Origin of the sequence: Parabacteroides sp. B2-S-102 (genome assembly GCF_023656665.1) — a bacterium.
Taxonomy (GTDB): domain Bacteria; phylum Bacteroidota; class Bacteroidia; order Bacteroidales; family Tannerellaceae; genus Parabacteroides; species Parabacteroides distasonis.
Window position 1 is genome coordinate 69,568 of the sequence record NZ_JAMOKM010000011.1, and the last position, 26,520, is coordinate 96,087.

Below are 26,520 nucleotides of genomic sequence, written 5' to 3' on the forward strand. Positions count from 1 at the left end.
CTTTTGCAGTTGAATTTGGGTTTGAATATCCTTATTGTTGAGGAGTGAGTATATTAAAGATATTAATATGAGAAAAATGAGATTTATGAGTTGGGGGATGGCTTGTCTGCTGGGTGGATGCTTGTCGCTGGCCTCTTGCCAACAGGAGGAACTGGGTGGAGTGCCCGTGGCGAAAGGGACGGGGACGATCACGCTCGAACTGAACGCGCAGCCGGGATTCGCCTCCGGTTCCAAGACGAAGGCGGTGGATGAGGCTGCGTATAAAGATAAGAATGGATATACGTTGCAGATCCTTTCTGGTGATAATATTAAAGATGAGTTCTTGTTTAAGGATCGGCCTGCCTCGATAGAGCTGGAGGAGGGTGCGTATAAGCTGAAGGCTTTTTATGGCAAGGAACAAGTAGTTTCCCGAAATGAGTTTTACGTGTATGGAGAGAAAGCGTTTGGCGTGAAAGGTGGCGACCAGGACAAATCGGTCTCCGTGGAATGTGTGCCTACTTGTGCCAAGGTGCAAGTGGATTTTGACGCGACGATGGCGACCTATTTCAGCGATTATAAGGTGGTATATGATACCAAGGCGTTGAACGGATCTACTACGGCTACGTGGGCGAAAGGTGATACGGAACCTTGGTACCTGAAGGTTGATAAGGCAGGTGAGACGGTCAAGGCGACGATCACCTTGACGCCAAAGGCGGAGTATGAGACCAAGGAGGCCTCAGTTGTCCAGACAAAAACGTTAAGTCCGAACCAAGGCTGGACATTGAAGGTGAAACCTAATTATAACCACGGTCAGCTGGGCTTGGAGATCACGATAGATGAGACAACGGAGGACAAGCCGATCGATATTGTAATCCCTCCAACTTGGAAATAAATAAGAAAAGGAAATGAAAGCATTGAATCAGATAGGAATGGCCCTTTGCCTATTGGTGGGCTTGGCTTCTTGCGAGATGCGGGAAGAGATCTTGGGTAAGAAGGAATCGCAAGGTTCGGGTTTGCTAAGCTTGTCGGTGGAGGCAATCGCTCCGAAGGTACAGACGAAGTCTGCGGTCGTTACGGATAACTTCGCGGTGAGTATCGTGGGGGTAAGCGATGAGGTGAAGGATTATACGAAAGATTTCGATCGGGTGAGTGACTTGCCCGCTTCTATCGAGTTGCCGGTGGGTACGTATAATGTGGTCTCGCATACGCCGGGAGATTTGAAGAAGCGGATGGATCACCCTTATTATTTGGGCGACAAGGATCTGCTGATCGAGAAGAACAAGGATACGCAGGCCAACGTGCAGTGTAAGATGCGAAACAGCCGGATCCAATTGAACTATTCAGTGGAATTCCTGGCGGCGTTTCAATCGTGGACGATTACGTTGGACGATGGCTCTGGCATAGCGTATAAGGTTGAGCACGACAATACGATAGGAACGACTCCCAAAGTCGGTTACTATGCTTTCGAGGAGAACGGGGCTGAATATGTCACGCTGAATATCCGTGCGACTACCGTTACGGGGAATACGATTACTTTTTCCCAGCCTTATTACAAGGCGGATGCGGAGACGGGCTATGAGGAGGAGGATGACCCTAATTTCAAGGGAGGCGATGCGCTGATTATCACCTTGGATCCTAAAGCTCCGGATGCGCCGACGAGTGGTACGATCGGTATCGACGTTACGGTGAATGTTCTTTTCGCCAACTCGGATACGGAGGTGAAGATCGAGGTGAATGATAAGAATCAGACTCCGGATCCGAAGCCGGATCCAGACCCGACTCCGGGTGGGGATGGAGACTTGGTGCTGAATTTGCCGGAGGATATAACTATGAAGGCGGATATTTCAAATGCTCCGGAAAAAGCGGATGCGTTGATTGACGCAAAGAATGGCATTGAGAGTATGACTGTAAAAATTATTCCTGATGGAGATTTTTTTACGGAAGCGTTGATGGAACTTAAGAATAGAAGTGTTGATGATGGTGGCCCTATCGATTTCCTGACAGGTGAAGAACTTGTGGGGAATACAGCTGTTGAGGCTTTGTTTAAAGAACTTGGGAAGGATTTGAAATCGCCTCAAAAGGGAGCACTTTCTTATACTTTCCCGGTAGGTGGATTTTTCCCATTTATGATAGGTATGGCAGGTGAACATAAATTTGAGATTACCTTGAAAGATCAATCCGGCAATACAACTTCAGGAGTCTTAACCATAACAATAGAAGAATAATGATGAAAAGATTATATGTGCTATTGTTTAGTTTATGTCTTTTGATGGCCTGTCAAGAGGAAGATACCTCTTTGCAGGGCAAGATGGGCTATTTGCGATTGGATGTGGCTGCGGTGTCAAGTACGAATACCAAATCGGCTGTCCCGGAGAATTATAATCCGAAGCAACTGCATGTGGAGATCGAGGATGCCAGTGGGAACATCGTGAAACGCACAGACAATTTTGATCTGGAGTGGAAAGGGAAAGAAATGATGCTGTCCCCGGGGAATTATACGATAGCCGCTTCCTCAAACGGTTTTGACGGGAATGCCTCGGGTGAGGGTATCCCTTATTATATGGGTTCCACAACGGTGACCATTCCTGCGGATGGCAGTTCGGTGTCGGCCTCGATTGTTTGCCGGTTGGCAAACGTGAAAGTGACATTCCGTTTCGATACCTCCGTGTTGAGTGTGTTTAAGAGCTTGGCGATGGAGGTCGTTTCCTCTGTCTCAGGGGTGCTTCCGCAGTCGGCTACTTGCTCTCCGACTGAGCGGGTGGTTTATTTCCCGGTGGGGGATTTGACCGTGAGAACCGCTGTGACCAATATGGCAGGGACTACTTTCCCAGCGTTGGAGAAACCGATTACGGGTGTAAAGGCGCGCGATCATTATATCTTGAATTGCAAGTTGGGGGATTCCGGCAATGGCGGGATTACCGTGGAAGCAGATGACTCGGAAAAGGAATATACCTATACCTTCGAGGTACCTACGGTCGCTTCCACGCAACTGGGCGCAGAGACTCCGGCTGTGTTATGGAGCCGGTTCGCCCATTTGGAAGGAAGTATTTTGTCTAAGTCGGAATCTTTCGTGCTGGATCCGAGTGCGATGAGATTTGAGTGGAAAAAGAAGGACGATGCGAATTGGAATACTTTAGCTTCCACGCAAGAGGGGGAGAATTATAAAGCTATTCTGACGGGCTTGCAACCGGAAACGGCATATATGTATCGTCTTGTTTATAGTAAGGGGAGTGATCAGTATGCGAGCGATGAGGTGATGTTTAAAACAGAAAGTGCTACTCCTCTACCTTATGGTGATATGGAAACGTGGGTTGCGGATGGCAAGATAAGTTATCTAGGCGCAGTAAAAGATTTCTGGGACTCCAGCAATCCAGGAGGAGCAACTTATATAGGAAGCAATACTTTCGGTGATACGGAAACAGTCCATACAGGAGGTATGTCAGCGCAATTGGCATCTAAATGGGCTGTACTCAAGTTTGCGGCAGCTAGTTTATATGTCGGACAATTTGTTAGTTTGGTGGGTACAAAAGGTGCCAAGATTGATTTCGGTCGTCCCTTCACTTCTCGTCCTACTCAACTAAAAGGATGGTTCCAATATAAAGGAGGTAATATAAATAGAGTTTCAGGCATTACCTCTATTCCAGGGACTCCTGTAGCAAAAGATGATCCGGATCTTTGGTCTGCTTATATCGTTCTCACGAACGGAACGTATCGGTTGGACAACACGGATATGACAGGAACTTCGAAAGATTTCGCTTCTATCTTAAGAACCGGTAAGGATGCCAGCGGTTTCGACGTGATCGCTTATGGTGTATTGCCTGATGCGGAATGCGTTACTTCTTCGGAGTGGAAGCAGTTCTCGATCGACTTGACTTATCGCAATTTGGTGGAAAAGCCTACCCATATCATCATCGTCTTCTCTTCGAGTAAGTATGGCGATTATTTTGTGGGTTGTGATTCGAGTGTTTTGTACCTCGATGACCTCGAACTCATCTATGGTGATTCCCCCAAGCTCTTAGGCTCGGGGAATTAGGCGTGTGGAAGGTCAGCGAGGTTCGTCCGGAGATATTTGAATTTAAATAGAAGGTGAATAATGTATAAGACTTTGATAGTTCCCCTATTGGGTGTATTTTTTTTGTTGTTGGGTGGTGTCGGTGAGGCACAGGCTCAACGGCGTATGCAACGTATCGACCGCGAGATACAGAAGACAGTCTTTATTCCTAAAGGAACATGGATGGCTGGTGGTACGGTATCTTATTCGGAGCATAACGAGAGTAACTTGAATTTCCTCGTCCTCAAGGATATCGAGGGGAAGGGATACGACTTTAGCGTAAGCCCTTATTTCGGTTATTTCTTTCGCGATAATATCTCTATGGGCGCACGTTTCGCCTATAAGCGGAATTACTTGGATCTGGGTAATTTCGACTTGAACTTGGGCGAGGATTTCAATATCAGTTTAAAGAATTTGTATTATCTGGAGCATAAGTATGAGGCCTCTTGCTTTATCCGGACGTATATGCCGATCGGCAAAAGCAAGATCTTCGGTCTTTTCAACGAGGCTCGCTTGACGTATGGGTATGGCACGGGAAAGAACTCTACCGGTTCCGGTGCGGAGTATGACGGCTCGTATCAAACAGTACAGAATATGCAGATCGGTTTCGCCCCGGGTATGACGGCGTTTATCACGGATTGGTCGGCGGTAGAGGTGTCGGTTGGTGTGATGGGCTTCGACTTCAAGTGGATCGATCAAGAAACAAACAAAGTAGAGGAGGGACGGCAGCGGGTCTCTTCCGGAAATTTCAAGATCAATCTCTTCTCGATCAATATTGGTATGACGTTTTATCTGTAAGGAATGAAGATGAGGAATCGAAATATAATCTGTTATATAATATGTCTGTTATCATTGACCGCTTGCGTGATTGAAGATGATATCCCTTATCCGTTGTTGGAGGGAGCCATCCTTTCGATGACGGTGGAGGGGCAGCGTGCCGGTGAGGAGGGACAGAGCGTGGAGGCTACGATCGATGCGAAGGCCCGCACGGTGACCCTATTCGTGAACGACTCGGTGGATCTCTCCCGTTTGAAGATAAAATCCTTGAAAGTGACAGAGGGAGCTACCTTGATGGCCGATTCGGCTGCGTGTGCGGATATACTCCGTTTCCCGACAACGGGTTTCGCCTCTTTGGACAGTATCTCTTCCGATGCGAATACGCGGGTGGATTTTACCAAGCCGGTTTCCTTTACGGTGAAAACGTATCAGGAATATGTCTGGAAGGTGTCGGTGACGCAATTGATCAAACGAGAAGTGGACGTGACGGGGCAAGTGGCGGATGCCGTGATCGATCCGGTGAACCGTAACGTGATTATCTATGTATCTCCGGATCAATCGTTAAGCGACCTGCAAGTGAACAGCATGATGCTTGGTGGGGAGTTCGGGCGTGTGGAACCGGATCCTACCGATCCGGCGGAGAAAGATTATTCGAAAGGTCCCCGGCAGTTCTATGTGGGGTATAACTGGGAGGAGACGATGTCGAAATGGAATGTCTTCGTCTATCATAAGGAGAGTAACGCAAGTGGTGCGGAAGCTTTTGCGATGGTAACCCGTGCTACGCTTTCCGGAAAGATCCAGAGCGGGAAGACACCGGTCGTGGAGTATAAGCGACAGGCGGATGCGGCTTGGAGCACGTTGGCGACTTCGGCTGTGAAGGTGTCCGGTACCTCCTTTACGGCCTCGCTGACGGGGCTGAAGGCTGCCACTGCCTACCAATACCGGGTATCGGTAGATGGAACAGCGGGAGAGGAGCAATCTTTTACCACGGCGGAGGCGGTACCCTTGACGAACGGGAGCTTCGATGACTGGAGTTCCGTGCCCGCGGGCAAGAATACGCTTTGGCAACCTTGGGCGGAGGGAGGAACCTCCTTCTGGGATACGGGAAACAAAGGGGCTACCACCGTGGGTAACAGCAACTCCACGCCTACTACCGAGACGAGCACGGGAAGTGGGCAAGCTGCCTCGCTGGAGTCGAAATATATCGTCTTGAAGTTTGCTGCCGGCAACATCTTTACGGGTACTTACGTGCGGACGGACGGGACGAACGGTGTGTTGCAATTCGGCCGTCCCTTCACGAGCTTCCCCTCGAAGTTGCGGATCCATTATAAATACAATTGCGTTCCGATCAACAAGTCGGGCGACGATGATTTCAAATATTTGGTAGGTCGCCCGGACTCGTGTCAGGTCTATATCGCCTTGACTGACTGGGACGCTCCGCTGGAGATCCGTACCCGGCCTTCCGAACGTCAGCTCTTTGACCCTTCGGATCCGAAAGTGATCGCTTACGGCGAGCTGACGAAGGGCGAGTCTGTCTCCTCGTGGACGCAAGCGGATATCGTGCTGGATTACCGCTACACGAACCGTACGCCTAAATACATCGTGGTAGTCGCTTCTGCTAGCAAGTATGGCGATTACTTCACGGGTGGCGAGGGTAGCAAGCTTTGGCTGGATGAATGTGAATTGATTTACGACTAACAATAAGGAAAACAAACGATAGGATGAAAGCAATGAGACATATTCACTTGTACATATATTTACCCTTCTTCGCCCTGCTCGCGACACTCTCCGCTTGCGTGGGCGAGGAGCTTTCTGCCCCGAAGGGGGAGGGCACAGGGTATCTCCGGCTTACGCTGGGGGATATCTCGGCCGCTGTTTCCGCAGAGGTGGAGACGAAGGCGGGAACGCTTACGTTGCCCGATACGTATATTCCCGCAAAAACGGATTTCATGATTGATATTAAGCAAGGGGGTACTTCGTATGAAGGGTATCCGAAACCCTTTTCAGAGATAGAGGGGCAGAACTTGGAGTTGCCTACGAGCATTTATACTCTGGAGGTATATGCGGGAACGAATGAACTGATCCAAGAGAGTCCTTATTTTTATGGTTCCAAGGAGGTGCGTATCGTGCCGGGAGAGAGCTTGGTGGAATCCATTGAGACTTCCTTGGCGAATACGATGTTGGTGGCTGCGGTAAGTGAAAATCTGAGAAAGCATTATAAGACTTGGCAACTGACGGTAGAGGTGGGAGAAGCCTCCGATGTTTTAGCTACCCATGAGGTTTCGGAGGGAACCTTGTTTGTTCGTTCCGGGCAGACGGTGAAAGCTCTGTTCGAAGGTACGAATCTATTGGACAAGTCGGCGACCCCGAAGGGATGGGACTTGATTGATCAAGCGGAGGCTTGTAAGCAATATATCGTTCAGTGTGACCCGGATTTGTCGATCTTCTCGAACATACAGATGCAAGCACTTGCTACACCAACGTATGAAGAAGGTCTGCTGACGGGTTCTAGGATAACGTTGGGCTGTGTAGCGGAAGGGGTTCCTATTGAGTTGGTAGATACTTGGACAATCAGTGCTTTATACAATGACACGCCTATCCGGACTTATTCAGGTAATAATCTTACTGGTGCCATGACTGTGGTGGAGGGATGGCCGTATGTCCCGAAGGGATGTAAGTTGTCTACCTCTATTAGACTGCGAACAGGCGAGGAGTTTACGCTTCCTCCGGTAGATGTTGCGGTTACAGAGCCGGACTTCTCCGTAAGTGTTTCCGGTCGCACGAGTTATTCGGTTTATGCGGAAGAGAATAATCCTACCGCTGCGAATGCGATGGATGGATCAAGCATTGTTGATATCGTGGCTACGGCAAGTATAGCTGAGGGTATATTGAATAATCCGAATTATTCGAGTTTGTTGAAGAGTTCTTATAAAACGGATACCGGACAAGAATCAGGAGAGTTTGCCTATGGTGCAAAAGCAAGTTTCACTTCCCTTGCTTGGAAAAAGCACTCGCTGACAGCGGCGGTTATTTTTGATGGGACAGAGAAGATTTCCACTCCAAGTGACTGCCATGTGACGGGGTTGCCGTATAAGGCGGAGCCGCCGAAACAAGAAGAATGGACAGGGGAGGGAAAGCTTAGCTGGGAGAGCGGTTATGTACAATTGGGAAAGAATGCTACATCTAATCCTCAATCTATTTTGTTTAATAAATTTTATGTTCCAAAAGAGCTGAATGTGGAAATTGATACAAAATATCATGTGCAGGGAGCAACGAGTGGTACTACTTTTAGTTTGTTTATAGGAACAAATGAGTTGTTTCGAACAACGGTTGCGGGTGCTACTATTTTTAATCCTAACAGTGAAACAGTCGAAGAAAAACGTTTTTCTGTATTATCATCCTCTAATAACTATATAAAATGTAATAATAGTTATGGGGTAGGGCAAACTCATTCAATAGTTTATAAGATAAACGTTTATTATAGTATAGAACAATAAATATGAAACAAATACTCTTATTTGGCTTAACTGCCCTGGCATTAGTCTTCCTCCCCTCCTGTAGCAACATCCTAGAGGATTCCGGAAACCCGTCGGCTATCACAGAGACCGGCAAGCTTAACCTTGCCCTTGAGGCAGATGCCTCCGTTAGTGTAACAACGAAAGCTACATCAACGGTCACGATCAGTGACGAAGTTAAAAACAATCTGGTGATCACCGGTACAAAAGGTGGCAGCCCTATTACTTTAGGTAAATCCTCCGATTTCGCTGATGGGGCCACAAGGGCCGTTCCCGCCGGTACCTATACGGAACTATCGGCTACGTACAGCCAAATGATCGGCGATTTGCAGTTCGACAGCCCCATGCTTGCAGGGAAGACAACGGAAATCGTAACCGTCACTCCCAACGCCGCGGCTGCAAAGGCCTCTATCACCGCCACGCTCACCAACTCGATCATCACGATCGATCCGGGAACGTTCGCCGAGTTGCAGAAGATGGCTACGATCACTAAGCTTTATGTGTACACCGGTACCGCTGCCGATCCTACGAAAGAGAACCCTGAATATTCCCTGCTATCCGCTGTAAATACCCTAGAAATCGGTAAGACTTTGTTTGTGAAACCCGGTCTCTCGAATGTATATATCCGCATAGAAGGCAAGTTGATCGCAGACGAGACCAAGACATTCGCTACCTCGTCACCGATAAAGGAAAAGGATGGTACTACTACCACGGCCAAGAAGAACTACAACGTGAAATATAGCCTTTCGAATACGCAAGGTACATTGACGTTGAGCATCAATGTAAACGGAACGGTGGAGATTGTCGAGATACCGGTCGAGGTCAATCCTTACGAGTGATTGTCTCCATTTATCCAGATTCTCCGTCCGATTTCCAAGTGTAATGATATTACGTATCTTACTTTTTGTAGTAACTTTGCAAAAAATATAACATAAAGAACAAGGTATGAGACATTCGCTAATTATTCTATTCTGTTTTTCGCTTCTCTCAATCTTTATGGCCCATGGGCAATCGGAGAATGAGAAATCCAAGGGCGATTCATTCTTGTTTTCCTTTATACCCGGAGAGGCTGATCTACAAGCTACCTACGGGAATAATTCAATAGAGATGGAGCGACTCAATCGGAAAATCTGGCCGGTGATGAATCCTTTGATGGATGGGGAGTTTCATGTGCTGATCGTCTCGCATATCTATACTGAGACAGGAGCGGTATCCAAAACCGCTGTCAACACTGCCATGTGGCGGGGGAATACCGTGAGGAAATATCTGAAAAACAAATACGAGCTTGATAATAAACAAATCTCCTTCTATGTAGACCGTAGTGGGGAGTGGGGGAATAGCGTGCATGTGTATCTGCTTTATTTCGCTATGCCGGAGTTTGCCAATAAGCAGATCTTTTATTCCACGGATCAGTCTATACCTGCTATCTCGGCAAGCCTAAAACGATATACGGAGGTCCCTTATATTTACGTGCTCAATGATCCGGATCTTTGCGTGGATGATGAGGTGTTCGCTTATGTCGTGATCAGCAATAAGGCCGATCTTCCTTATGAGGAAGGGGCGATGGTTCCGGTGGCTCCTCCTGCGCAGGAGAAGGTGAGGCAAACGCCGGTAGTCTCTCAACCGGCTCGGACGGAACCTGAGATTACTCGGCAGGCAACGGTAGCTGTAACCCCTGAGCCTCAAGCTCCGGAACGGCAGTCTACCGCATATCAGCCCCGACAGGCGGAGACTCGTGCCGTGACGATGGAGAAAGTCTATCCTACTTTCCAAATGACAAATTTGACTGTTAGGACGAATGTACTGCCTTGGATGACGGTTCCCCCGGGTTTAAGTGTCGGTAAGGAGGGAGCGGAATTGAAGACAGGGTCTATCATGCCAAACTTGGAATTGGAGTATATGTTTGGAGGTTGGGGTTCTGTCGTATTGGGAGGTATGTATTCTCGGTTTGGTTATAAAGGGAATCCTAATAATTTGTGGGGAGTGTCGGTGCTATCTTTGGAGCCTCGACTATGGTTTAACGATGATGGTACTTATCGGGGATTCAACGTGGGCTTGCAGATGAAATACGGAAACTTCAACGTGCGCGATAATGAGCCGTTAGGACATGGAGAGACTGGACAGTTCTTCGGTATCGGGGCGATGCTGAATTATTTGCAACCTATCTCCGGGAATTTCGCTTTTGAGGCTGGGTTTGGCTTTGGCTCACGAATTATCTTTGATGCTTCCACTTACGAGCGGGATTATGATGCACAGGTGAGCGAGACTACGGAGAATTTCTCAGCGACCCATTTCATGCTTAATTTCCGGTTGGCGCTGGTGTATAGGTTTGGATTTAAATAAACGAGATTAAAGTCCCCTTCTCGGAAGTAGTAATGGACGCTGTGTAAATCTTATCTTCGATCTTTATTATAATAATCTTCTTTTTGTCGAAGAAATTACCTTTTTCGATGATGCCAAGAGCTTCCGCCTTATGTCCCCTAGCGGTAAGCTCTTTTTTTATACCTTGTTTTTATGTCTTCTTCCCATATATATTATTATTAGAGGTAAAGTTCCTAGCCTCATTAAGAGGAAACTCACTCACAAAGGAAATTATTCTTTTTCGTCTAACCAAATTATTCCGTACCTTTGCCCCTCAAAAAGAGAACACAAGGTATGGAAAAACATTTTAAGAGAACGCTGATTACTACGGCGTTGCCGTATGCGAACGGACCGGTGCATATCGGACACTTGGCCGGGGTGTATGTGCCTGCTGATATTTATGCCCGTTACCTTCGTTTGAAGGGAGAGGAAGTGTTGATGATTGGTGGTTCGGACGAGCATGGGGTACCCATCACGTTGAGAGCGAAGAAGGAGGGGATCACGCCGCAGGATGTGGTGGATCGTTACCACGGTATTATCAAGAAATCGTTCGAGGAGTTCGGTATCACGTTTGATATCTATTCACGTACTACTTCCGCTACGCATCATCAGATGGCCTCGGATTTTTTCCGTACATTGTATGATAAAGGCGAATTCATCGAGAAAACAAGCGAGCAATACTACGATGAGGAGGCGAAGCAATTCTTGGCCGACCGTTATATCACGGGTACTTGTCCGCATTGTGGAAACGAGAAGGCATATGGTGACCAGTGTGAGGCTTGTGGTACTTCCCTTAGCCCGACGGATTTGATCGATCCGAAATCCGCTATCAGTGGCAGCAAGCCGGTGATGCGTGAGACGAAGCATTGGTATCTGCCTTTGGATAAGTGGGAGCCATTCTTGCGTAAATGGATCTTGGAGGATCATAAGGAATGGAAGCCGAACGTCTACGGGCAGTGTAAGAGTTGGCTGGATATGGGTCTGCAACCCCGTGCGGTGAGTCGCGATTTGGATTGGGGTATCCCTGTTCCCGTAGAAGGGGCGGAAGGAAAGGTGCTGTATGTATGGTTCGACGCTCCGATCGGTTATATCTCTAATACGAAGGAGTTGCTGCCGGATAGTTGGGAGACTTGGTGGAAGGATCCAGAGACTAAAATGGTCCATTTCATCGGTAAAGATAATATCGTATTCCATTGTATCGTGTTCCCTTCCATGCTAAAAGCGGAAGGTTCTTATAACTTGCCGGAGAATGTCCCTGCTAATGAGTTCTTGAACTTGGAGGGCGACAAGATCTCTACTTCCCGCAACTGGGCGGTTTGGTTGAACGAGTATTTGGTGGATATGCCGGGTAAGCAAGACGTGTTGCGCTATGTCTTGACGGCCAACGCTCCAGAGACAAAGGATAATGATTTCACATGGAAAGATTTTCAGGCTCGTAATAATAACGAGTTGGTCGCTATCTTAGGGAACTTCGTGAATCGTGCGTTAGTCCTTACGGATAAGTATTTCGAGGGTAAGGTGCCGGCGGCTGGCGAGTTGACGGATTACGATCGTCAGACCTTGAAGGATTTCGCGGATGTGAAAGAGAACGTGGAACGCCTGTTGGATACCTACCACTTCCGTGACGCTCAGAAAGAGGCGATGAACCTGGCCCGTATCGGAAATAAGTATCTCGCTGATATGGAGCCTTGGAAGTTGGCGAAGACGGATATGCCTCGTGTCGCTACGATCATGAACATCGCTTTGCAGATTACGGCTAATCTGGCGATCGCTTTTGAGCCGTTCTTGCCGTTTAGCATGGAGAAACTGAACAAGATGCTGAATGTAGAGCCGTTGGGATGGAATCGCCTAGGTGCTACGGATCTATTGGAGGCCGGTCATCAATTGGGCAAGGCAGAGTTGTTGTTCGAGAAGATAGAGGATAGCGTGATCGAGGCCCAAGTGCAGAAATTATTGGATACGAAGAAAGCGAATGAGGAAGCGAATTATAAGGCGAAACCGATCCGTGAGAATATTGAGTTCGATGATTTCATGAAACTGGATATCCGCGTGGGTACGGTTCTGGAATGCACGAAAGTTCCGAAAGCGGATAAGCTGCTTCAGTTCCGTATCGACGATGGCCTGGAGAAACGCACGATCGTATCGGGCATCGCCCAACATTATAAACCCGAGGAATTGGTAGGCAAGCAAGTTTGCTTCATCGCTAACTTAGCTCCCCGTAAGCTGAAAGGCATTGTTTCCGAGGGCATGATTCTCTCCGCTGAGAATTTTGATGGAAAGCTGGCGGTTATCACTCCGGAGAAAGAGGTGAAACCGGGTAGTGAGGTGAAATAGGAAATCCTTTTGGAATGGCATAATTAAAAGTAGGGACATTCAAGTGCTATTTGAATGTCCTTCCTTTTTCATTTTTAAATAATAAGATCGCAGATATGGAGAAAAAAATACAAATGGTTGATTTAGTTGGTCAATATCATCGACTAAAGGAAGAGATAGATGAAGCTATGTTTTCAATGATAGAGAGTAGCTCTTTTATTAATGGCCCGATGGTGAAGGTTTTTGGCTCAAATCTGGCAGCTTATTTAGATACGGAGTATGTGATTCCCTGTGGAAACTGTACCGATGCTTTACAAATCGCTTTGATGCGTTTGAATTTAAAGCGAGGAGATGAGGTAATAGTGCCGGCGTTCACATATGCGGCGGCGGCTGAGGCTGCGGTTTTATTAGGTCTGGTTCCCGTTTTGGTTGATGTAGATGAGCGTACTTTTAATATTTCTCCGGAAGCCATAGCTGAAGCTATAACGGATCGTACGAAGGTTATCATTGCGGTCCATCTTTTTGGACAAAGCTGTGATATGCATCCGATATTGGAATTGGCTAGGAAAAATGATTTATATGTTATTGAAGATAATGCGCAATCATTGGGTGCGGAATATACATTCCCGGACGGAACCTCAAGAAAGACCGGGACGATAGGCGATATTGGCGCTTTGTCTTTTTTCCCGACAAAGATTTTAGGATGTTATGGTGATGGAGGAGCTGTGATCGTACATGACGCGGACTTGGCAGAAGAAATCCGTATGACTACGGTGCATGGACAAAATGTAAAGTATCATCATCAGATTATAGGTTGTAATTCCCGCCTTGATACCTTACAGGCGGCTATCTTAAATGCTAAATTAAAACATATAGATGACTTTATTGCCTCCCGACAAGCTGCTGCCCGGCGATATGATGCAGGCTTATCAAGCTTGGATGGTATATTGTTGCCTACTTGTATTCCTTCCTCAACACATGTATACCACCAATATACGATACAGGTCTTGGATGGCCGTCGTGAGGCTTTGCAAAATTATTTAAAAGAACATGGAATCCCTGCCTTGATTTACTATCCCGTTCCAATGCAAGAACAAATTGCGTTTAAGGATCATGTTCGGCATGGAGGCGACTTGTCTGTAGCTAAACGCCTTACACAAAACGTCCTCTCCCTCCCTATACATACGGAGATGGAAGAGGATGTTCAAGAGTATATTGTATGTAAGATTAAAGATTTTTATGTATAGATTGAGACTCTCTTGCTCGTTTGATGTCCTCAAAACATGTGTAATCGTTGGCAATGACCTCTTCTTCAATTCGTGTTTTTAGTTGCAGACAGAGATGCCTTGCTTCGGGAGAAAAACTGTTTTTCTCATTCATTAAGAATTCGTCTAGCTCGGTTATTGGTACGAAATGCAGGTTGCTGGTTTCTATCGCTGCATCTTTAGCGAATTGGTAGCTATTAATGAAATCATCAATCGTGAATTCGTCGGAAAAACAGAGACGGGCGAATGAGCATACCTCAAACTCAAACCGATTATCGTCTCCATCCGTATGGATAATTCCAGCATCGATAATTCCCATATGATTGGGATGCATACAAATTTTTTGTTGATGATATGTAAGGCCAACTTCCTCAAATAGCGCCCTCTTTAGACAAGTGATCATACCATTTTCGCCTTTTGTGTCATTTGCGACATCATCGGGAGTAAAAGTTTCATCGTATGTAAAATGCCAATACCCTCCACTCTCACAACTACGATTATCCCTCCAACCAAAGACAATCTCATCTCCCTTTCCTCTGTCAAGAATTAGAAATCCCCCTATTCCGATGGAGTTCAGAAATGGTTTTAATCGTTCGATATGCTTCAGATCTGTGTAGTGGGATAATGGAGTCTGTAGTGAATTTGTTGATATGATTTTTTTCAATTTGTTATAGACATGTACTGTGAATTTAAATGTAAAGTAATCGGAATGATATAGTTGGATCATTTTCTTTCCCTTGATTTTAGAGACTCCATAAAGCCATTTGTTAAAACGGAGTTTATTGGCTTTGAGATCTTCTATGAACTTATCTGTTATCTCATTTGCTGTTTCATTTAGGAACTTATTAGCATTGGGAATATATGGCTGGAAGTAATCTTTTATTATTTTTTCTATATTCTCCTTATATATATATGTGTGTTCATTTGTTCTTTGAGGTTTTCCGAAGTGGAGTTTTTTATTTAGCCGAGTCCTTCTGTCTCCATCTGTAGGAATAGGCCAAATGAATCGGTTAGAGGTGATATCAATAGGGAACCCATTTATCTCGTATGTGAAACTAGATATTAAAGGTGTATAGTTAGAGTGTGTTATCTTTTTGATTTTTCTCTCCAGTTTATTTTTTTTTAGATAGTCCTTGAACTTCTTAATCAAGGGAGAAAAATAAGAGAGTAAGACCTCTATGATTATAGTACCCAATATTCCGATGACAACAATTGGGATAGAAAATGAAAAACAGTCTGTAATAAACTGATATAGATGGCTGTTTGATAATAAGGGATAAAATAGGTGTATCATATGGCTTAATCTAGATTATTTAAGAAACACTCGATATTATGTCTCGCTTTTTGACTGAGAGAAAGAGCATATAAGGCTATCTCTTTATTCTTGCATTTGTAAGTGAGATGATTCCTTAGTTCAGTGTACTCGATGTTTAAAGCTATAGAGTTTTTGTGAGACTTGATTTCCTTTTCTCCTGTGTATCCGGCGTAACTGAGTAGTTTTAGATGAAACCCATGGGTGTAGTCTAAACAAATATCTGTAATCACGATGTCGTATTTTTGTTTTTGTGTTGGCTGGGAATAATGGTTTAAGATTTCTTGTTGGATTAGTCGGGTATAGTCTAATGAGGCATTGTTTCCATTCATAGGTAGTAAGATGTTATTTTTGTGGGCATACAAAGGAAAATCGTATGCGTAAAACAGTTCTTTATCTTCCTTTTGTTGAAATATTAATTTAACAGTTCCTTTATCTGATTTTTTCCATGCGATAAAGCCGGATATCTGTATTGTAGTCATAAAAATAAGAAGTTTCTCTAGGTCAAGAATGCTGTTAAGTTGACTTACCTTAAATTTTAGTTCCCGGCTCTTTAGGCGTAATACGTTCTCGTCTTGTTCTCTTAGACGTTTGTAGATGTTATCAATTAGCCAAGCGGTTTTTTTGTCGATCTCGCATAATGTGATATAGAGAGAAGAGGCTTCTGGTCTTCCCTCAAAGTCGATTCTGCCTCTGGATAAAGACTGGATGCCATATTGGATGAGGTTCTCTCCAGTGGAAGGTGGTTCTTGGATAAGGATGGATTGGATTAAGGATGCTGTATCAATTTTATCTGGATAAAACTCATTGATGAAATCATCGATTTTTTTGAAATGGCCTTTTTTGAGGTTTTCGTCTATAGATATGGTGAAATCATATCGTATTTGAGTGTCAGAAAGGGTTACATACATCAATTCTTGTTCATATTTTTCATCATGATCGAAAAAATCGAAGTCGGTACATACGAATTCTATTTCGTTGTCACTCTTATAGTGAGTGGATAGATATTTTTCCCTGCTCCGTATGGATTTTTTTCTATTATATAATTTGTATGATGCTACAATCGCTAAACCGAATACGGATATGCAAATGGTTTGTATGAAATCAATTATATACTGTCTCATCTTACTTTCTGGTTAATTATTCTTCCCGGGTTCCCTATCACTATCGCATGTGCCGGTACGTCCTTGGTTACGACCGCTCCAGCACCTATCATGGCCCACTCTCCGATAGTTATTCCGCAAACTATAGTAGCGTTCGCTCCGATAGAGGCTCCGTATTTTACGATGGTTTCGGAACAAACCCAATCTTCGGAGGTCTTTAATTCCCCATCTTCCGTGATCGATCTAGGCCATTTATCATTAGTGAAAGCTACACCGGGGCCTATGAATACTCCATCCTCGATCGTAACTCCGTGCGGAATCATGACATTATCTTGAATCTTTACTTTATTCCCTATTTGCACATCATTGTCTACGTAGATATTCCGGTGTATTTTACATTGTTCACCAATCTTTGCATTCTCTCCGATTATTGTATGGTTCTCAATGATGGTTTTATTTCCGATTGTAGCGGAAGGTGCTACTTCTGCGGTTGGGTGGATTATATATTGGGGTTGATAAGCTGATAATAGTTCCTGTATGTAATTTTGCGCAGCTTCTGTTTCTTGGGGTTTTGGAGCCCATGGGGCCATATCTTTAGGGTCTATAGGAGCAAATGGCCCTTGTTTGATTTCATATATAACAGTATTGGTTTCTAGAATAATAAAAGAATGCCATATATCTGGCTCTATTTCCATACCGAAAACACCTTTAGCAGGGTTAATCTCGTGGATTTGTGTAATTGTGCCTTTGTCATCAAACAAAAATGTAAGTACACTCCCTCTTAGTACGAGGAATATCTCTTGTTTTTGGGCTTGGAGATGCCTATGAGGAGGTAAATATGTATTTGGCTCAAGAGCATTTAATAATCTTTGAACAGGCTCATCCATTTGTTTATGGAAGTTATAATTCATTCGTAAGCGTGAGTTTGTCTTAGCTTGTTCGCTTACGGTATTTAGTAATGTGCTATCAATGATTTTCATTGTAAAATGAGTTTTTAAGATTAACGTCCTAAATATCGGAATAAATTTAATATGAGTGTGAATAATATAAAGAATAAGATAGTTCTCAGCCCATTTTTTGTTTTTAAGGCAATATTTAGGTTCTTGTTGCTAAAAGAAGTACTTTTGTACTTCTTTAATGAATAAGTGTTTTATGAATAAGAAGATACGTTTCGCCGTGATCGGCTGTGGTCATATAGGTAAGCGTCATGCCGAGATGATTACCCGGGATGAAGGGGCGGAGTTGGTCGCTTTGTGTGATATCCGTCCGAAAGAGGAGCTGGGGATCGAGGCTTATGCGGTCCCTTTCGCCCGGAATATAGATGAACTATTCCGTTTGGGATTGGATATAGATGTGGTGAATATTTGTACACCCAACGGTTTACATGCCGAGATGGCGATCCAAGCGATAGAAAGCGGACATCATGTGGTCATAGAAAAGCCTATGGCCTTGACCTTGGCGGATGCCGAGAAAGTGGTTTATACCTCGCTGAGATTCCGTAAGCAGGTATTTTGCGTGATGCAAAACCGATATTCCCCGCCTTCGGTCTGGATCAAGGAGATGGTTGAGTCCGGAAAATTAGGCCAGATTTATATGGTGCAGCTGAATTGCTACTGGAACCGTGACGAACGCTACTATAAACCCGGAGGATGGCATGGCGACGCTGCCTTGGATGGTGGTACCTTATTCACCCAATTCTCCCATTTCATCGACATTATGTACTGGTTATTCGGGGATATCTGTAATATCCAGACCCGTTTCGCCGACTTCAACCACGAGAAACTGACCGCCTTTGAGGATTCCGGTTTCGTGAATTTTAATTTCGTGAACGGTGGAATGGGTAGTTTGAGCTACTCTACGGCGGTATGGGACAAGAATCTGGAAAGCAGCATGCTGATCGTGGCTGAGAATGGCAGCGTGAAAATCGGCGGTCAATATATGAATGAGGTAGAATATTGCCATATCAAGGGGTATAAAATGCCGGAATTGGCCCCTACCAACCCCGGCAATGATTATGGCCCTTACAAAGGCTCCGCCCAAAACCACAACTTCGTGATCCGTAACGTGGTCAATGTCCTTTCCGGCGCCCCCGGCGAGATCATAACGACCAACGTCTTGGAAGGTATGAAGGTGGTGGATATTATACGGAGGATTTATGCGGGGAAGGCTTGAGAATCCATTCCCAGATAGGGACTACCTCGATCGTTCTCTCTTGGACTTGGATGGTTCGTTTCTCGTCTCGGATGATAATCATCATACGTTTAAGATGTAGAAACGCATCCGCTTGCTTTTTGTTTTATATTGGAAACAATACGGTGGATTTACGTATTGAAAGCATAAATCCACCGCGAATAGAGATTGAGATTTTAGATCTCGTCAGGGCTTTCGCTGTCTTGGCTACCCCCGCTTTGCGGTTCGGAGAGTTCCTTTTTCTCGAAATTAGTGAGTTTCTTAGCTATTCTCAAGGCCTTTCCGGGGCTAAAGACGACTTTAGGCTCTTTGATCAAACTGGTGGTAAACTCCTCGGTGGTAGCGGCTCCCGTAGAACCTACCCCAAAACGGAAATTACCCAATTCGCCTACATTCACCCTGCGCCCTTGCGCGAGATTTCGTTTCAACACGATATTGATACGGTCGAGTACCGCTTTGACTTGGGCGGAGCCTACTCCACTTCCATCTGCCACTTCCTCGAGGAAAGTCTCGAACTCTACAAGATCTCCATAGACCACTTGCGCATACTGTTTCTTGGGTGTTTCTGTCTTGTCGTTACCCAAGTTCTTTCTCTCGATCAATCTGTACTTTACTGCCATAATTTCTAAATTTTAAAAGATGATTAAATGAATTACCTTGTTTTCGAAAACATGACAAAGGTATCGCGAGCCGTATGAGGCAAATCGGTCTGTGTCGGTTTATGTCTGTCAATGTCCGTGTATGTGGCTATTAGTCTACGAGTGCCTGTTTCGCTTCCTTTAGTTCGCAAGACTAGTAAAATGTAAAAATATACAATAAGCTATATTAGAATGGGTTTGTTTTGTATATTTCTGATTGTTAATTTATTATATCTAGTAGGTGCGAGACTTTTTAATTAGTATCAATAGAAATCCGGATTTCTATTGATACTAATTGGTGTTTTCTATTGATACTAATTCATATTTCCATACGTACTATTTGTTATTTTATACATAAAGTATGAAAAGCTTCCGGGTTTTGCCCGTTACCCAAGAGTAAATGTTTATCTTTGTGGCACTTTTACCGTAAATATCAAATGGCAGAACAATCACTAAAAGATAAGACAGCGAAAGGGCTCTTCTGGGGAGGGGTGAGCAATGGGGTACAGCAGTTGCTGGGGATGTTGTTTGGTATTTATCTGGCTCGGATTCTTAATGCGGAGGATTATGGGTTGGTAGGGATGTTGGCGATATTTAGTGGAATTGCTGGTACGATTATCAATAGTGGATTTACGGTAGCGCTAACAAATAATCAAAATGCGACTCATAAGGATTATAATGCGGTGTTTTGGTTTACCTTTTTTATCGGTTTGATTTTATATTTAGTGCTGTTTCTGGCTGCGCCGTTGATTTCTGAGTTCTATCACCGACCGGAACTAACAGCTTTATCCCGTGTTTTGTTCATTAGCTTTTTCGTCTCTGGGATTGCTTCCGTTCCTTATACGGTCATGTTTAAAAGGCTGATGGTTAAGGAACAGGCCAAAATTGATATTCTGTCTTTGTTCTTCTCGGGGATTATAGGGGTTAGTCTCGCCTTAAATGGCTTCGCTTATTGGGCGATCGCTTTGCAGAGTATGTCATACGTGACGATTAATTCTTTGCTGAAGTGCTATGTCTCTCCGTGGCGTCCTACATTTGAATTTGATTTTTCCCCATTGAGGCATATGTTCTCTTTTAGCGTGAAGCTCTTCTTGACCAATGTGTTTACCCAAATTAATACGAATATATTTTCTGTATTATTAGGGCGGTTCTATGATGCTCGACAAGTAGGATTTTATTCTCAAGGTAATAAATGGCAGGGTATGGGTAATACGTTTATTTCAGGGATGATCAATAGTGTCGCTCAACCGGTTCTAGTCTCGGTGGGGGATGATTTGTGCCGGCAAAGGAATGTGTTCAGGAAAATGGTCCGTTTTGGCTCCTTCGTATCCTTTCCGGTGATGCTTGGTCTTGCTTTTGTCGGAAAAGAATTTATCTGTGTGCTTATCGGAGATAAATGGCTACCCAGCGTACCCTTCCTACAACTTTTTTGCATATGGGGAGCGGTGAGTTTCTTATGGAATCTATATTCAAACCTGTTGATCTCTCATGGGAAGTCTGATTTGTATATGTGGGGTATTGTTTTTGTTGGGATGATACAACTTCTCTGTGTGTTTGCTTTTCTGCGTTATGGTATATATTATATGTTAGGGGCTTACATCAGCGTTTACTTTCTAGGACTTTTGTTTTGGCATTATATTGCCTCACAGCTTATAGGTTTACACTTAATACATATAATAAAAGATATATTGCCTTATGTGTTGGCGACTTTCCTGTCGTTTTTTATCGCTTGGTTTGTAACTTCTCAGATAGAGCATGTACTGGTACTATTAATTTTGAAGATTGTATTATCAGTAATTTTTTATATGATAATTATGTGGCTGGGTAACTCGATCATATTTAAGGAAATATTGGAGTATTTGCGGAAAGGTAAGGTATGAGAAGATTTGTGTTGATATTTAATCACTTTGAGGAGGTACATTTGGGTAAGGATGTTTATCTTTTTCCTTATTATTGGAAACAAGAATATGGGGATGAAGTAGAGATTGTCTATCCTAGTACCCCCATGAATAAAGATTTTCCATCTTCTATAAAAGGTGTAAAGCTTTCGGCTTTGAGAAGCTTAGGTAATACGACGAGCTTTTTCCTTTATAGAGAATGGAACTTTGTTGTTTACTTACTCAAAAATGCGAGAAGTATAGATATTCTATTTCGTTTTCATTATACATTAATGACAGCGATCATGATATTGCTATATAAGTTCTTTAATAAGAGAGGAAAGGTATATGTAAAGCTTGATGGCTATATAGATGCGCTGTTCTTGGCAGAAAGTCGCTTTTTAAGGGATAAGATCAAGAAATATATTTTGCTTCAATCATTGGAAAAGGTAGATCTATTAACTTGTGAAACATCTACTTACTATAAGAAATTAATGACTAGTAATTTATTGTCAGATTGTTTTAAGAGGAAATTAAGGATTCTAGAAAATGGATTCGATGAGGATGAATTGATCTCAATGAGGTTTCAAGAAAGAAATATTAAAGAAAATATAATGATAACAGTGGGGCGTTTGGGCACTTTTGAGAAAAATACTGAAATGTTGTTGAATGCCTTAGCTAAAGTTGATTTAAAAGATTGGAAATTTTATTTGATTGGTCCAGTAGAAGAGTCTTTTAGACTAAGGATTAATGATTTCTTTCGACAGTATCCGGAAAAAAAGGTATCTGTGATTGTTGTAGATGCTATCTATGATAAGAAGAAGTTGTGGGATTTTTATAACAGATCTAAAATTTTTGTCTTAACATCTAGATCTGAAAGTTATGCGTTGGTTTTGAATGAGGCTTTAAGGTTTAAAAACTATATAATATCAACAGAAGTCGGTGCGGCAGAAGATTTGATAAAGGGTAAGTATGGATCTTTCGTAGAGCAAGATAATAGTGATATGTTAGCTTCAAGACTACAATCAGTGATAGCGGGTGAGACAAACTTGGATGTTTTTGCGGATTTTGATCCCGTGCAACTTTCTTGGCGTGTTATAATAAAAAGATTTTTTGAATCAAATAGTTTGTGAAATGGATGTATCTATCATTTATGTGAACTATAAAACTGCGTCATTGGTACTGGATAGCATTAAGTCTGTGCAGAAAAATACGAAGGAGTTTGAGTATGAGTTTATTGTTGTCGATAATGCTTCTGGAGAATGTGATCTAGAGTTGATACGAAAGTATTGTCCCCAAACGGTATGTGTACAAGCTTTTGAAAATTTAGGTTTTGGACGAGCAAACAATCTTGGTCTTGAGTATGCGTCAGGAGAGTATATCTTTTTTTTGAATCCAGATACAGTTTTACGGAATAATGCGATAGATATACTTTGTCGTTTCATGAAAGATCATCCGTCTGTAGGGGCCTGTGGAGGGAACCTATACGATGAAAAGGGAAATGCGACCACTTCTTTTAGCCGTAAATATCCGTCTTTTTTATGGGAGTTATTGGGGATCTTATATATACCTTCACTATGTTTTTCGTCTGGGCGTTCTTTGTTTTTCAATCACGAAGGGAAACCGATAAAGGTGGCTTCTGTTACTGGTGCGGATTTGATGGTGAGGAGATCAGTGTTATCTTCGATAGGAGGAGGTTTTGATGCGGATTTCTTCATGAACTATGAGGAGACAGAATTGTGTCTTCGGATTCATCAGTCGGGTTGGGATATATATTCAGTGCCTTCGGCTCAGATCACACATTTGGAGGGCCGTGCTTCTTATATAAAGCAATCTCGTCTTTATTTTTTATATGAGGGGCAATACATTTATTTTCGAAAGGTTTATGGTATCTCTGGCTGCCGATTGATCTTTGCTATTACCCAGTTGAAAAGTTATATTCGTATTCTTCAATTCTTATTGTTGGGAAATTCGGAAAGACGTTCTTATTGGAAAATGAAGTTGGAGACAAATAGGAAAGTATGGAACTCCGAAAAGATAAAACGCATTTTGAAATGAAAAAGAAACTTGTGGTTTTTCATCCGGCGATAGCTCCTTATCGAGTAGATTTTTTTAATTCCTTGAATAAGGAGTTTGATGCTATATTCTATTTTGAGTTTGGAGATGTATTGGAGCAATCATTCGCTCAAGATGAGTTGAGAGGGCGATTGGAATTTGTACCTCGCTTTCTGGCTTCGGGATTATTCGGGATTAAGAATCTTAGGACACAGGTTTTCTCAATATTGAGGAAGGAACAGCCGGATGTGGTGTTTTGTAGTGAGTATAATATATTGGGTTTATTATTGTTGGTTTATAAATTTCTATTCAACTGGAAATTGTCTATTTTTACGATCTGTGATGATAGCAAAGAGATTGCTGAAAGCGCAAGTCTTGTGAAAAGATGTATGCGTTTTATCGCGGTTAAGTTTTACAGTGGCATTATCTTGACAAACGATGATGTGCTGTCTTGGTATGTTAAACGCTTTCGGGTAAAGCAGAAATTTTTGTTTTTCCCGATTATCCAAAAAGATCAAGATTTTAGGTTGCTATTGGAGAATGCGTTGCCTGTTTCTAAGATATTGGAGGATACGTATCATTTGGAAGGAAGGCAAGTCTTGTTGTTTGTTGGTCGTTTAATAGATATCAAGAATTTATTCTTTTTACTGGATGCTTTAGCCTTGGTTGTAAATAGGTATCCTAAGGTTATTCTTTTATTTGTTGGTGATGGTGATCAGCGAGTGGCTTTAGAGCGACATGCGGAGAGAAATGGATTGGCTGACCATGTGATTTTCGCTGGGAAAAAGCAAGGTAAGGATCTATATGCTTGTTATAATGTCGGCCAGATATTTGTGCTGCCAAGTTATTATGAGCGTTTTGGAGCGGTGGTGAATGAGGCATTATTGGCAGGTTGTTATACCTTATGCTCTTCTGCGGCAGGAGCCGCCTGTTTGGTTAATCCTTTAGAGAATGGTGCGATTTTTGATTCTCACTCAAAAGATGGGCTGGTAGAGCAATTGACAGTAGCTTTGGATATGACTCCTGTTTTATCAGAGTTGAGACTTAAGGAGAATAAGATGCTAAATAGTTATGATACATATTTTGCTAATTTTATGAACCGATTAGATGACTTGTTGAATAAATAGAATTGATGATGAAAGTTTATTATTACCATATGGTGCCCATTAAATCTTATTATGAGGATTGGAGGGCAGGAAAGATTCCCGGACATCTTTTATATGGTCTGACACATTTATCTCAATATGGTGTTGAATGTATATATCATACCTTTCCCTTCAATCCCTATCTTCATAAGTGGAAACTGATGTTTTACAACTTGAGAAAGATATTGTCTTGTTCTCAAAGTTATGATGCGGTTTATGCGGTCACTCATACAGGTTTGGAACTATTGATTTTTATGAGGGCATTAGGCTTATTTAGAAAGCCTATTGTGATTTGGCATCATACGGCAGTGGTAGTTCCAGAGAGTTCTATTAGAAGATGGGGGTCTGCCCTTTTCTATAAAGGGATTGATAGAATGTTCTTTTTTAGTGAGGTCTTATTGAGCGAATCTTTGAAAACAAAAAAGTTAAAGAAGGAAAATGCCTTTGTGGTTCATTGGGGAGGAGACTTGGCTTTTTATGATCGTTTGATAGCTAAGAGGCAAACCTCATCTCATTTTATATCTACAGGGCGAGAGAATCGTGATTTTATAACGCTTATTCGGGCTTTTAGTCAGTTAACGGAATCCTGTGATATTTATACGACTCGATTTGGAGGAAGAGTCAGTGATTATGAACTACTTGTGCAAAAAGAAATAGGTGTGTTAAAAGAGAATATACATTTCCATATTGTAGATTCCACTCATCTTGAAATGGCAGAGAAAACGAATAACGCTTTTGCTATTTTGATTTGTTGTTTGGATTTTCCATATACTGTTGGTCTTACTTCGTTGGTAGAGGCTTTAGCTCTCGGATTACCTATACTATCTACGGATAATCCGACCTTTCCGTTTGATGTAGAGAAAGAGCAGGTTGGAATAAAAATCGCATATGGGGATGTGAACGGTTGGGTTGAGGCAATCCAATATTTGAGTAGCCATCCAGAAAAAGCCAAGCGTTTAGGGGAAAATGCGAGACGATTGGCTGAACGTACATATAATTTAGAACGATGTACAAAGGAAATAGCTTTGGCTTTGTTGACCGTATAGTTAAAAAATTAGTTGGAATGAAAATAGGAATTTTATATATAGGAATAGGTAAATATTTGAGCTTGTGGGATGATTTTTATAAAACGAGTCAGAAGTATTTGTTCCCGGATGCTGAAAAAGTCTATTTTGTATTTACAGATAGCGATGATTTTTTCCCTGAATCTGTTGTAAAATTGTATCAAAAAGACTTAGGGGGAAGAAATAATACATTGTATAGGTTTAAAATGTTTTATGAACATAGGACTGCTTTGTCTCAATGTGATTATTTGTTTTTCTTCAACGGGGATGTTGTTTTTAAACGGACAATTCTGAGTAAGGAACTGATTCCATGTGAGAGCGAGGGTTATTTATTGGCTTTATCTTGGCATATATATCAAATAAAGTCTCCTAAAAAGTTTCCATATGATAGAAATCCAAATTCCTTGGCTTATATTTCTTATGATGAAGGAGTGTATTACTTTCAAGGAGGATTAAATGGTGGACGTACAAAGGAATATTTGGAACTTGCTGAACAGTGTATGATTGCGGTAGATATAGATGTGGAAAAAAATAATATAGCAGCTGTTGCTGATGAGTCTTATTTGAATAGGTATCTACTAAATAAAAAAATAAAGATTGTGGATACCATATATGGAAAACCAGAGAAGTTCTTTTTCCCCATACATGCAAAAATAATTTTTAGAGATAAAGGTACTTTTTTTCATTCTAAAGGTATAGAACATGTGGGCTGTATTAATTATAAACCTGCTTTACTTAGATTTTTCATTGATTTAAGTAAGTATTTGAGATACTTTCACAAAAAGTGTTTATTGTTTTTTCATGATTGATAGGGTCGTTTGATTGAATTTTTTACTTGATATTCATAAAGCATTATTGTTTAATCTAATATGTTC

The 26,520-nt window shown here is 42.8% G+C and carries 21 protein-coding genes and 1 pseudogene; 17 read left to right on the top strand and 5 right to left on the bottom strand.

Annotated elements, in window-relative coordinates; genetic code table 11:
• Positions 1 to 67: 67 nt before the first annotated feature.
• The 10 genes from NBH07_RS14405 to NBH07_RS14450 all read left to right on the top strand — a co-directional run bounded on the left by NBH07_RS14405 (position 68) and on the right by NBH07_RS14450 (position 14,243).
• On the top strand, positions 68 to 871 hold the full coding sequence (locus NBH07_RS14405; protein ID WP_009018718.1) for a DUF4493 domain-containing protein: 804 nt from the start codon (positions 68 to 70) through the stop codon (positions 869 to 871).
• A 13-nt stretch (positions 872 to 884) separates the two neighbouring features.
• Positions 885 to 2,204, top strand: a complete 1,320-nt coding sequence (locus NBH07_RS14410) for a DUF4493 domain-containing protein (RefSeq protein ID WP_009018717.1) — start codon at positions 885 to 887, stop codon at positions 2,202 to 2,204.
• Positions 2,204 to 4,012, top strand: coding sequence for a DUF4493 domain-containing protein (locus NBH07_RS14415; RefSeq protein WP_009018716.1), 1,809 nt, complete (start codon positions 2,204 to 2,206; stop codon positions 4,010 to 4,012). Before NBH07_RS14410 ends, NBH07_RS14415 begins: the two co-directional genes overlap by 1 nt.
• A gap of 144 nt (positions 4,013 to 4,156) precedes the next feature.
• Positions 4,157 to 4,828 (top strand): hypothetical protein, encoded by a 672-nt coding sequence (locus tag NBH07_RS14420; RefSeq protein ID WP_372584214.1) that lies wholly within the window; start codon positions 4,157 to 4,159, stop codon positions 4,826 to 4,828.
• A 3-nt stretch (positions 4,829 to 4,831) separates the two neighbouring features.
• Entirely contained in the window at positions 4,832 to 6,505 is a 1,674-nt protein-coding gene (locus NBH07_RS14425; protein WP_009018714.1) for a PCMD domain-containing protein, read from the top strand.
• A 23-nt stretch (positions 6,506 to 6,528) separates the two neighbouring features.
• A complete protein-coding gene (locus tag NBH07_RS14430; protein ID WP_009018713.1) occupies positions 6,529 to 8,304 on the top strand; it encodes a DUF4493 domain-containing protein in 1,776 nt (591 codons plus the stop codon).
• 2 nt (positions 8,305 to 8,306) lie between these two features.
• On the top strand, positions 8,307 to 9,161 hold the full coding sequence (locus tag NBH07_RS14435; protein WP_009018712.1) for a DUF4493 domain-containing protein: 855 nt from the start codon (positions 8,307 to 8,309) through the stop codon (positions 9,159 to 9,161).
• 106 nt (positions 9,162 to 9,267) lie between these two features.
• Complete coding sequence (locus NBH07_RS14440) at positions 9,268 to 10,665, top strand: DUF3575 domain-containing protein (protein WP_009018711.1); 1,398 nt, start codon at positions 9,268 to 9,270, stop codon at positions 10,663 to 10,665.
• 312 nt (positions 10,666 to 10,977) lie between these two features.
• Entirely contained in the window at positions 10,978 to 13,017 is a 2,040-nt protein-coding gene (gene metG, locus NBH07_RS14445; protein WP_009018710.1) for a methionine--tRNA ligase, read from the top strand.
• Positions 13,018 to 13,112: 95 nt separating this feature from the next.
• Positions 13,113 to 14,243, top strand: coding sequence for a DegT/DnrJ/EryC1/StrS family aminotransferase (locus tag NBH07_RS14450; RefSeq protein WP_198285383.1), 1,131 nt, complete (start codon positions 13,113 to 13,115; stop codon positions 14,241 to 14,243).
• Here the strand turns inward: NBH07_RS14450 and NBH07_RS14455 are convergent.
• The 4 genes and pseudogenes from NBH07_RS14455 to NBH07_RS14470 all read right to left on the bottom strand — a co-directional run.
• The gene (locus NBH07_RS14455) at positions 14,224 to 15,555 is read right to left on the bottom strand and encodes a hypothetical protein (protein ID WP_009018708.1); all 1,332 of its coding nucleotides are present in this window, start codon (positions 15,553 to 15,555) and stop codon (positions 14,224 to 14,226) included. The two genes, NBH07_RS14450 and NBH07_RS14455, sit on opposite strands and share 20 nt — an antisense overlap.
• Positions 15,556 to 15,560: 5 nt before the next feature.
• Positions 15,561 to 16,697, bottom strand: coding sequence for a hypothetical protein (locus NBH07_RS14460; protein WP_009018707.1), 1,137 nt, complete (start codon positions 16,695 to 16,697; stop codon positions 15,561 to 15,563).
• Positions 16,694 to 17,038, bottom strand: coding sequence for an acyltransferase (locus NBH07_RS14465; protein ID WP_333491410.1), 345 nt, complete (start codon positions 17,036 to 17,038; stop codon positions 16,694 to 16,696). The genes NBH07_RS14460 and NBH07_RS14465 overlap by 4 nt, the downstream gene beginning before the upstream one ends.
• A gap of 162 nt (positions 17,039 to 17,200) precedes the next feature.
• Positions 17,201 to 17,656, bottom strand: a pseudogene (locus NBH07_RS14470) (WbuC family cupin fold metalloprotein); the annotation flags it as partial.
• Between the two features lie 172 nt (positions 17,657 to 17,828).
• On the opposite strand from NBH07_RS14470, the gene NBH07_RS14475 reads away from it, so the two are divergent.
• Positions 17,829 to 18,848 carry a Gfo/Idh/MocA family protein gene (locus tag NBH07_RS14475; protein ID WP_009018705.1) on the top strand — a complete coding sequence of 340 codons (1,020 nt, stop codon included), beginning with the start codon at positions 17,829 to 17,831 and terminating at the stop codon, positions 18,846 to 18,848.
• A gap of 194 nt (positions 18,849 to 19,042) precedes the next feature.
• Here NBH07_RS14475 and NBH07_RS14480 read toward each other — a convergent pair whose 3' ends face one another.
• Positions 19,043 to 19,486: an HU family DNA-binding protein gene (locus NBH07_RS14480; RefSeq protein ID WP_009018704.1), complete on the bottom strand. Its 444-nt coding sequence runs from the start codon at positions 19,484 to 19,486 to the stop codon at positions 19,043 to 19,045.
• A gap of 455 nt (positions 19,487 to 19,941) precedes the next feature.
• On the opposite strand from NBH07_RS14480, the gene NBH07_RS14485 reads away from it, so the two are divergent.
• The 6 genes from NBH07_RS14485 to NBH07_RS14510 are packed head-to-tail and all read left to right on the top strand — an operon-like array spanning position 19,942 to position 26,454.
• Entirely contained in the window at positions 19,942 to 21,384 is a 1,443-nt protein-coding gene (locus NBH07_RS14485) for a lipopolysaccharide biosynthesis protein (protein WP_039849107.1), read from the top strand.
• Entirely contained in the window at positions 21,381 to 22,514 is a 1,134-nt protein-coding gene (locus tag NBH07_RS14490; RefSeq protein ID WP_009018702.1) for a glycosyltransferase family 4 protein, read from the top strand. Before NBH07_RS14485 ends, NBH07_RS14490 begins: the two co-directional genes overlap by 4 nt.
• Before the next feature lies 1 nt (position 22,515).
• Positions 22,516 to 23,439, top strand: a complete 924-nt coding sequence (locus NBH07_RS14495) for a glycosyltransferase family 2 protein (RefSeq protein WP_009018701.1) — start codon at positions 22,516 to 22,518, stop codon at positions 23,437 to 23,439.
• Entirely contained in the window at positions 23,436 to 24,563 is a 1,128-nt protein-coding gene (locus NBH07_RS14500; RefSeq protein WP_039849106.1) for a glycosyltransferase, read from the top strand. The genes NBH07_RS14495 and NBH07_RS14500 overlap by 4 nt, the downstream gene beginning before the upstream one ends.
• A gap of 5 nt (positions 24,564 to 24,568) precedes the next feature.
• Positions 24,569 to 25,627: a glycosyltransferase family 4 protein gene (locus tag NBH07_RS14505; RefSeq protein ID WP_229045757.1), complete on the top strand. Its 1,059-nt coding sequence runs from the start codon at positions 24,569 to 24,571 to the stop codon at positions 25,625 to 25,627.
• A 17-nt stretch (positions 25,628 to 25,644) separates the two neighbouring features.
• Entirely contained in the window at positions 25,645 to 26,454 is an 810-nt protein-coding gene (locus tag NBH07_RS14510) for a glycosyltransferase family protein (protein ID WP_009018698.1), read from the top strand.
• The last annotated feature ends 66 nt before the right edge of the window (positions 26,455 to 26,520 follow it).

What these genes read in the sequence shown, in the direction of transcription:
- NBH07_RS14405 (WP_009018718.1), top strand. Translation starts at nt 68, where the DNA reads ATGAGAAAAATGAGATTTATGAGTTGGGGGATGGCTTGTCTGCTGGGT.
- NBH07_RS14410 (WP_009018717.1), top strand. Translation starts at nt 885, where the DNA reads ATGAAAGCATTGAATCAGATAGGAATGGCCCTTTGCCTATTGGTGGGC.
- NBH07_RS14415 (WP_009018716.1), top strand. Translation starts at nt 2,204, where the DNA reads ATGATGAAAAGATTATATGTGCTATTGTTTAGTTTATGTCTTTTGATG.
- NBH07_RS14420 (WP_372584214.1), top strand. Translation starts at nt 4,157, where the DNA reads ATGCAACGTATCGACCGCGAGATACAGAAGACAGTCTTTATTCCTAAA.
- NBH07_RS14425 (WP_009018714.1), top strand. Translation starts at nt 4,832, where the DNA reads ATGAAGATGAGGAATCGAAATATAATCTGTTATATAATATGTCTGTTA.
- NBH07_RS14430 (WP_009018713.1), top strand. Translation starts at nt 6,529, where the DNA reads ATGAAAGCAATGAGACATATTCACTTGTACATATATTTACCCTTCTTC.
- NBH07_RS14435 (WP_009018712.1), top strand. Translation starts at nt 8,307, where the DNA reads ATGAAACAAATACTCTTATTTGGCTTAACTGCCCTGGCATTAGTCTTC.
- NBH07_RS14440 (WP_009018711.1), top strand. Translation starts at nt 9,268, where the DNA reads ATGAGACATTCGCTAATTATTCTATTCTGTTTTTCGCTTCTCTCAATC.
- metG (WP_009018710.1), top strand. Translation starts at nt 10,978, where the DNA reads ATGGAAAAACATTTTAAGAGAACGCTGATTACTACGGCGTTGCCGTAT.
- NBH07_RS14450 (WP_198285383.1), top strand. Translation starts at nt 13,113, where the DNA reads ATGGAGAAAAAAATACAAATGGTTGATTTAGTTGGTCAATATCATCGA.
- NBH07_RS14455 (WP_009018708.1), bottom strand. Translation starts at nt 15,555, where the DNA reads ATGATACACCTATTTTATCCCTTATTATCAAACAGCCATCTATATCAG.
- NBH07_RS14460 (WP_009018707.1), bottom strand. Translation starts at nt 16,697, where the DNA reads ATGAGACAGTATATAATTGATTTCATACAAACCATTTGCATATCCGTA.
- NBH07_RS14475 (WP_009018705.1), top strand. Translation starts at nt 17,829, where the DNA reads ATGAATAAGAAGATACGTTTCGCCGTGATCGGCTGTGGTCATATAGGT.
- NBH07_RS14480 (WP_009018704.1), bottom strand. Translation starts at nt 19,486, where the DNA reads ATGGCAGTAAAGTACAGATTGATCGAGAGAAAGAACTTGGGTAACGAC.
- NBH07_RS14485 (WP_039849107.1), top strand. Translation starts at nt 19,942, where the DNA reads ATGGCAGAACAATCACTAAAAGATAAGACAGCGAAAGGGCTCTTCTGG.
- NBH07_RS14490 (WP_009018702.1), top strand. Translation starts at nt 21,381, where the DNA reads ATGAGAAGATTTGTGTTGATATTTAATCACTTTGAGGAGGTACATTTG.
- NBH07_RS14495 (WP_009018701.1), top strand. Translation starts at nt 22,516, where the DNA reads ATGGATGTATCTATCATTTATGTGAACTATAAAACTGCGTCATTGGTA.
- NBH07_RS14500 (WP_039849106.1), top strand. Translation starts at nt 23,436, where the DNA reads ATGAAAAAGAAACTTGTGGTTTTTCATCCGGCGATAGCTCCTTATCGA.
- NBH07_RS14505 (WP_229045757.1), top strand. Translation starts at nt 24,569, where the DNA reads ATGATGAAAGTTTATTATTACCATATGGTGCCCATTAAATCTTATTAT.
- NBH07_RS14510 (WP_009018698.1), top strand. Translation starts at nt 25,645, where the DNA reads ATGAAAATAGGAATTTTATATATAGGAATAGGTAAATATTTGAGCTTG.